Source organism: Cerasibacillus sp. (genome assembly GCF_036516575.1).
Lineage (GTDB): Bacteria > Bacillota > Bacilli > Bacillales > Amphibacillaceae > Cerasibacillus.
Map to the genome: position 1 here is coordinate 180,818 of NZ_DATBTY010000036.1, position 6,506 is coordinate 187,323.

At 37.7% G+C, this 6,506-nt stretch carries 3 protein-coding genes and 11 tRNA genes; 13 read left to right on the forward strand and 1 reads right to left on the reverse strand.

What is annotated here, in order from left to right:
* The first annotated feature begins 78 nt into the window (after window positions 1-78).
* The gene (locus VIG73_RS07030) at window positions 79-2,247 is read left to right on the forward strand and encodes a Tex family protein (protein ID WP_331640381.1); all 2,169 of its coding nucleotides are present in this window, start codon (window positions 79-81) and stop codon (window positions 2,245-2,247) included.
* A 49-nt stretch (window positions 2,248-2,296) separates the two neighbouring features.
* On the opposite strand, the gene VIG73_RS07035 is transcribed toward VIG73_RS07030, so the two are convergent.
* Window positions 2,297-3,766, reverse strand: coding sequence for a catalase (locus VIG73_RS07035; RefSeq protein ID WP_331640383.1), 1,470 nt, complete (start codon window positions 3,764-3,766; stop codon window positions 2,297-2,299).
* 162 nt (window positions 3,767-3,928) lie between these two features.
* Here VIG73_RS07035 and VIG73_RS07040 point away from each other — a divergent pair, with 162 nt between their 5' ends.
* From VIG73_RS07040 to VIG73_RS07095, 12 genes are all read left to right on the forward strand, one after another.
* Window positions 3,929-4,390 carry a SprT family protein gene (locus VIG73_RS07040; RefSeq protein ID WP_331640385.1) on the forward strand — a complete coding sequence of 154 codons (462 nt, stop codon included), beginning with the start codon at window positions 3,929-3,931 and terminating at the stop codon, window positions 4,388-4,390.
* Between the two features lie 452 nt (window positions 4,391-4,842).
* Window positions 4,843-4,917: transfer RNA gene (locus VIG73_RS07045), tRNA-Asn, on the forward strand.
* A gap of 5 nt (window positions 4,918-4,922) precedes the next feature.
* Window positions 4,923-5,013 (forward strand) — tRNA-Ser (locus VIG73_RS07050).
* 17 nt (window positions 5,014-5,030) lie between these two features.
* Window positions 5,031-5,102 (forward strand) — tRNA-Glu (locus tag VIG73_RS07055).
* Window positions 5,103-5,127: 25 nt separating this feature from the next.
* Window positions 5,128-5,204, forward strand: a tRNA-Asp gene (locus tag VIG73_RS07060).
* 5 nt (window positions 5,205-5,209) lie between these two features.
* Window positions 5,210-5,283 (forward strand) — tRNA-Gln (locus VIG73_RS07065).
* 96 nt (window positions 5,284-5,379) lie between these two features.
* Window positions 5,380-5,452 (forward strand) — tRNA-Lys (locus VIG73_RS07070).
* A 62-nt stretch (window positions 5,453-5,514) separates the two neighbouring features.
* Window positions 5,515-5,597, forward strand: a tRNA-Leu gene (locus VIG73_RS07075).
* Window positions 5,598-5,664: 67 nt separating this feature from the next.
* Window positions 5,665-5,741, forward strand: a tRNA-Arg gene (locus VIG73_RS07080).
* Window positions 5,742-5,753: 12 nt separating this feature from the next.
* A tRNA-Pro gene (locus VIG73_RS07085) sits at window positions 5,754-5,830 on the forward strand.
* A 21-nt stretch (window positions 5,831-5,851) separates the two neighbouring features.
* A tRNA-Gly gene (locus tag VIG73_RS07090) sits at window positions 5,852-5,925 on the forward strand.
* A gap of 8 nt (window positions 5,926-5,933) precedes the next feature.
* A tRNA-Ile gene (locus tag VIG73_RS07095) sits at window positions 5,934-6,007 on the forward strand.
* Window positions 6,008-6,506: the final 499 nt, after the last annotated feature.

The window sequence follows — 6,506 nt, forward strand, 5'->3', positions numbered from 1 at the left end:
TTTGTTTAAACAGCGAATATGTCAATGAAAGAATGGATGATTTTTGATAAGATAATAAAGAAGTGAAGGAGGAAAAAGATGTCGAATCTTAACCAAAAGTTATTACAATGGGTAGCAAAAGATGTCCATGTCAAGCTACCAATCGTTGAAAAGGTCATTCAATTAATCGATGAGGGCAATACCGTTCCATTTATTGCAAGGTATCGTAAGGAATTGACGGGTGGTCTTGATGAAGTCCAGATCAAAGCAATTCAAGATCAATGGGAGTACGCAGAGAATTTAGCGAATAGAAAGGAAGAAGTTATTCGCTTAATTGATGAACAAGGTAAGCTAACAGATGAACTTAAAAAGGATATTCAAGCTGCTACTCAATTACAACGTGTGGAAGACCTTTATCGACCATATAAACAAAAAAGAAGAACACGCGCTACGATTGCGAAAGAAAAAGGATTAGAACCGTTAGCGGAAATGATTTGGAAACAAGAAGATGTTGCATTAGAGCATGAAGCGGCAAACTACTTTTCCGAAGAACATGATTTACATACAGTTGATGATGTTCTAGTAGGTGTGAATGATATTTTAGCCGAGTGGATCTCGGACAATCCGACTTATCGAGAATGGATTCGTTCTGAAACCTTTAAGCGAGGTACGATTCATTCCAGTGAAAAAGCTGTAGAAAAAGATGAGAAAAAAGTGTATGAAATGTACTACGATTATAATGAAAAGGTTCAATCAATTGTATCTCATCGTACACTAGCACTAAATCGCGGGGAAAAAGAAGGTGTTCTACGCGTTGCGATTGAGCCACCGATTGAATTCATTTTACAGCATTTAAATAAAAATATTATTAAGCAGTCGACAGCTCAAGATGTGAAAACACTTATATCAGAAGCTATTGAAGACAGTTATAAACGTTTGATTCAGCCATCGATTGAACGTGAAATTCGTAATCAGCTAACTGAAGAAGCTGAGGAACAAGCGATAGATGTCTTCTCAACAAATTTAAAAAATCTACTACTGCAACCTCCATTGAAAGGAAAAATCGTACTTGGTGTCGATCCAGCCTTTCGAACAGGTTGCAAATTAGCTGTTATCGATGAAACTGGGAAATTACATGCTGTTGATGTCATGTATCCGAACGCACCGCATCATGACATGAAAGGTGCAGAGAAGATAATCATGGATATCTTATCAACATATCGTGTGGAATTGGTTGCGATTGGAAATGGGACAGCTTCACGTGAAACGGAGCAATTTATTGCAGACGTAATCGCAAAACATCGAATGGATCTCCAATATATTATTGTGAATGAAGCGGGCGCTAGTGTGTACTCAGCCTCCAAACTAGCCAGAGAAGAATTTCCAAATCTACAAGTTGAAGAAAGAAGCGCGGCTTCCATTGCCCGTCGCGTACAAGATCCACTCGCGGAGCTCGTTAAAATCGATCCGAAATCAATCGGTGTAGGTCAATATCAACATGATGTGAGTCAAAAAGCTTTAAGTGAATCATTACGTTTCGTCGTTGAAACAACAGTAAACCAAGTCGGAGTCAATGTGAATACTGCTTCGTCATCATTGCTCCAATATGTATCTGGTCTTAATAAAACGGTGGCTAACAATATCGTTGCTTACCGTAATGAAAAAGGGAAGTTCACTAGCCGTGAACAACTTAAAGATATCCCACGCCTTGGGGCAAAGACATATGAACAAGGTATCGGATTTCTAAGAATTATTGATGGCACACATCCACTAGACCGGACGCCGATTCACCCAGAAAGTTATGGGCAGACTGAGAAATTCCTACATATGTTAGGTTGTGACCTCGATGATATAGGTACAGAGAAGTTAAAAAATCAATTAGTATCTATTGATAAAAAACAAATCAGTAATGAATTACAAATTGGACTTCCAACACTTGAAGACATTATGTCTGCACTCGCTCAACCTGAACGAGATCCACGTGATGATCTACCAATGCCTGTCTTACGGGAAAATGTTCTAACATTAGAAGACTTAAAAGAAGGTATGGAATTAGAAGGAACAGTACGCAATGTAGTCGATTTTGGTGTTTTTGTAGATATTGGTGTTGGTCAAGATGGACTCGTCCATATTTCGAAAATGGCTGACCATTATGTTAAACATCCAATGGATATTGTGTCGGTCGGAGATGTCATAACTGTTTGGGTTCAAGATGTTGATATTGATAAAGAAAGAATTGCTTTATCCATGATTGAAAAGAAAAAATAAAACAATATAAAAACCCATTCCCAGTCTATTTAGGGAATGGGTTTTTATTTTATTTTAAAGAGTCTATTTCACTTAATGGGATATCGAGTGCTTTTGCTACCCCTTCTCCATATGCTGGATCAGCTTGGTAACAGTGAGAAATATGACGCAATTTAATATGCTTATCTACATCTTGCATATCACGAGCGGTATTTTCGAATAAAGCTTGTTTTTGCTTATCATTCATTAAATTAAATAAGCGTCCCGGTTGTTCAAAGTAAAGATCATCATCTTCACGGAAATTCCAACGATTACCGTCTCCGTAAATCGGAAGTGCTGGTTCTTTATATTCTGGTTGCTCTTTCCACTCACCATAGCTATTTGGCCCATAGGCTAGACGACTTCCATGGTTTCCATCAACACGCATAGCACCATCACGATGGAAACTATGAAAAGGACATCTTGGTTGATTGACAGGAATTTGGTGATGATTAACACCTAAACGATAGCGCTGGGCGTCACCATATGAAAATAATCTACCTTGTAACATTTTATCCGGTGAAAAGCTTATACCAGGTACAACATTTGCAGGTGTAAAAGCAGCTTGTTCCACTTCAGCAAAATAGTTTTCTGGATTACGATTTAATTCAAATTCCCCAACTTCTATTAATGGAAACTCATCTTTATACCACACTTTTGTCAAATCAAAAGGATTATAAGGCATTTGGTTTGCTTCTTCTTCGGTCATAACTTGAATGTACATTTTCCATTTTGGGAAATTCCCTTTCTCGATGCTTTCATATAAATCAAGCTGATGACTTTCTCGGTCTTTTCCAATCAATACTTCTGCTTCTTGATCTGTTAAATTTTCAATTCCTTGCTGTGTTCGAAGATGGAATTTAACCCATACGCGTTCATTTGCTTCATTAATCATGCTGAATGTATGGCTACCAAATCCATGCATATGACGATAGGACTTAGGAATGCCACGATCACTCATGACAATCGTTACTTGATGTAATGCTTCGGGTAAGGAAGTCCAGAAATCCCAGTTGCTATTTTTATTTTTCATATTTGTCCGTGGATCACGCTTCACGACATGATTTAAATCTGGAAATAGTAATGGATCTCTGAAAAAGAATACAGGAGTATTATTACCAACTAAATCCCAATTACCTTCCTCTGTATAAAAACGCATAGCAAACCCACGTATATCCCGTTCTGCATCAGCTGCTCCTCTTTCGCCAGCAACTGTTGAGAAACGAACAAACATATCTGTTTCCTTGCCAACTTCAGAAAAGATTTTCGCTTTTGTATATTTAGTTATATCATTTGTTACTTTAAATGTTCCGTAGGCGCCAGAACCTTTTGCGTGCATACGGCGCTCTGGTATAACTTCACGATCAAAATGAGCAAGCTTTTCAAGAAACCATACGTCTTGGAGTAACATAGGACCTCTTGGGCCAGCTGTCATTGAGTTTTCATAATCTGAAACAGGAGCCCCTGCTGCTGTTGTAAGTCTTTTTTTCTTATTTGCCATAAATAAACACCTCTTTATTAATTATCATCACAATTATATTGTAACACATATTAATCAATAATCAATATATAAATATAATAATTATAAATAACAGATAAATCCATTCATGATAAATTATGATAAACTAATTATTAAACTTATTAATGAAGGAAGGTGTTAATATTGACCATCTTAAACGATGAGGAATTATATGAATTAGTTGACAGGGTTTCTAAGGAATTTTTTAAGAAGCCATTTACGCATCAAGTTGTTTTTAATAATCGTTTACGAACGACGGGAGGCCGTTACATCCCATCATTAAATCGAATTGAACTTAACCCAAAGTATTTAATAGAAATGGGAGAAGATGAATTTATTGGGATAATTAAACATGAACTTTGCCATTATCATTTACATATAGAAGGAAAAGGTTATAAACATGGAGACCAGGAATTTAAAGACTTATTAAATATGACTAATTCTCCACGGCATTGTAAAATGCTCCCTTCACAACAAAAGGAAAAGAAATATATTTATATTTGTACACGATGCCAGCAAAAATACAAGCGCCTGCGTCGAGTTAACTTAAAGCGTTATAGCTGTGGAAAATGTAGAGGAAGATTAAGGTATATGAATCCAGAATAGAAACTAGGGCCTCTAAAAGGATATTGGAATTATCTTGATAAAATTACTATCCCTTTGTTAATGTAATTATTACATGACAACCTTCAATTATATGAGTTGATTTTCGCAGCAATATTGCGTATTCATAAATAATTCTTAGTGAAGTTGTCGTCTCATTAAAAAAAAGTGTTATTTTTTTACAAAGGGATTGACTCTTGTGAGCGAACATGTTAAATTAATAAAGCTTGCTTCTTTAGAAGAGATGATTAAGATGTTTATGGTTAATGAAAAATAAACCAAACAAGTATTGACAAGATTTGAAAAGTGTTGTAAAATGTTTTTTGTTGTCGCTATTAATAACTCATTCTACAATAGCTCAGCGAAGCACCTGTCATGATTGAATGGGCTAGCAGATGCAAGGGTAAAACAAAGGATATGAACGATATAAAAAAGTATAATGTTGTTTTAAACATTCCACAGTAGCTCAGTGGTAGAGCAATCGGCTGTTAACCGATCGGTCGTAGGTTCGAATCCTACCTGTGGAGCCATCTTTGGAGAAGTACTCAAGAGGCTGAAGAGGCGCCCCTGCTAAGGGCGTAGGTCGCATTAGCGGCGCGAGGGTTCAAATCCCTCCTTCTCCGCCATTTTATATATTTTATACGGCCCGTTGGTCAAGTGGTTAAGACATCGCCCTTTCACGGCGGTATCAGGGGTTCGAATCCCCTACGGGTCACTTTATTTTTTTGGGGAAATGGTGTGGTCTGGTAGTTCAGTTGGTTAGAATGCCTGCCTGTCACGCAGGAGGTCGCGGGTTCGAGTCCCGTCCAGACCGCCAGAGATTGGGCTATAGCCAAGCGGTAAGGCAACGGGTTTTGGTCCCGTGAGCCTAGGTTCGAATCCTAGTAGCCCAGCCATTTTTCTTATTTTTGATAGTTGTTCGATCTATTGTTTGGATGGCTATAACAAAAATGTTTGTTGAAGGATCATCTTATAGGAACCTTCATTGTTAGGAGCCATTAGCTCAGGCGGTAGAGCATCTGACTTTTAATCAGAGGGCCGGAGGTTCGAGTCCTCCATGGCTCATTTATTAATTAACCATAGGATTGATAGTTTATTATCCTTATCCTAAGATGGAATAATAAAACGCGGCCGTGGCGGAATGGCAGACGCGCTAGGTTGAGGGCCTAGTCGAGGCAACTCGGTGGAGGTTCAAGTCCTCTCGGCCGCATTCATTTTCAATAATGTAACTGCTTGATTTATTATTCTACATATAATATAATTAATTGGTCGCTTTAGCGCCCGTAGCTCAATTGGATAGAGCGTTTGACTACGGATCAAAAGGTTAGGGGTTCGACTCCTCTCGGGCGCGCCATTTTGTGAGTTACGGGAAGTAGCTCAGCTTGGTAGAGCACATGGTTTGGGACCATGGGGCCGCAGGTTCGAATCCTGTCTTCCCGACCATTAGTTGAAAAATATTATTATGCGGGTGTAGTTTAGTGGTAAAACCTCAGCCTTCCAAGCTGATGTCGAGGGTTCGACTCCCTTCACCCGCTCCAAATTATATGGGCCTGTAGCTCAGCTGGTTAGAGCGCACGCCTGATAAGCGTGAGGTCGGTGGTTCGAGTCCACTCAGGCCCATTCCTAAGAACCTTCTAATCTTATTATGGTGGATTAGAAGGTTCTTTCGTATTTAAAAAGGGATGAGTGATTAAGAGGTTAACCTATTATAATGTGGATATATGATTTCATTAGATATCAATTAAAAAAAGAATTGACTTGATTATTATTATATGTTAAAGTTTAATTCGCTGTTAAAACAGCAATGTATTTCTGGATTCATTGAAAAAACATCTTAAAAAGTTGTTGACAATAATGAATTTAGTATGGTATTATAATAAAGTCGCTGTTATCACGCAAACAACTTTTCCGAAAAAACATGTTGACATAAATAAGTCAATGTGATATGATATAAAAGTTGCTGTAATGCGACAATCATATTGTACTTTGAAAACTGAACAGAACAACCAGTATGTCAAGAAAAACAACCTCGTTTTTCTTAAAGTAATTTTGCTAAGATAAACATTAAACGAACTTCGTTTAAATATAACTCTTTTTTGGAGAGTTTGATCTTGGCTCA

Excerpts from the sequence above, each read along its gene's own strand:
- VIG73_RS07035 (WP_331640383.1), bottom strand. The coding sequence starts at position 3,766 with ATGGCAAATAAGAAAAAAAGACTTACAACAGCAGCAGGGGCTCCTGTT.
- VIG73_RS07030 (WP_331640381.1), top strand. The coding sequence starts at position 79 with ATGTCGAATCTTAACCAAAAGTTATTACAATGGGTAGCAAAAGATGTC.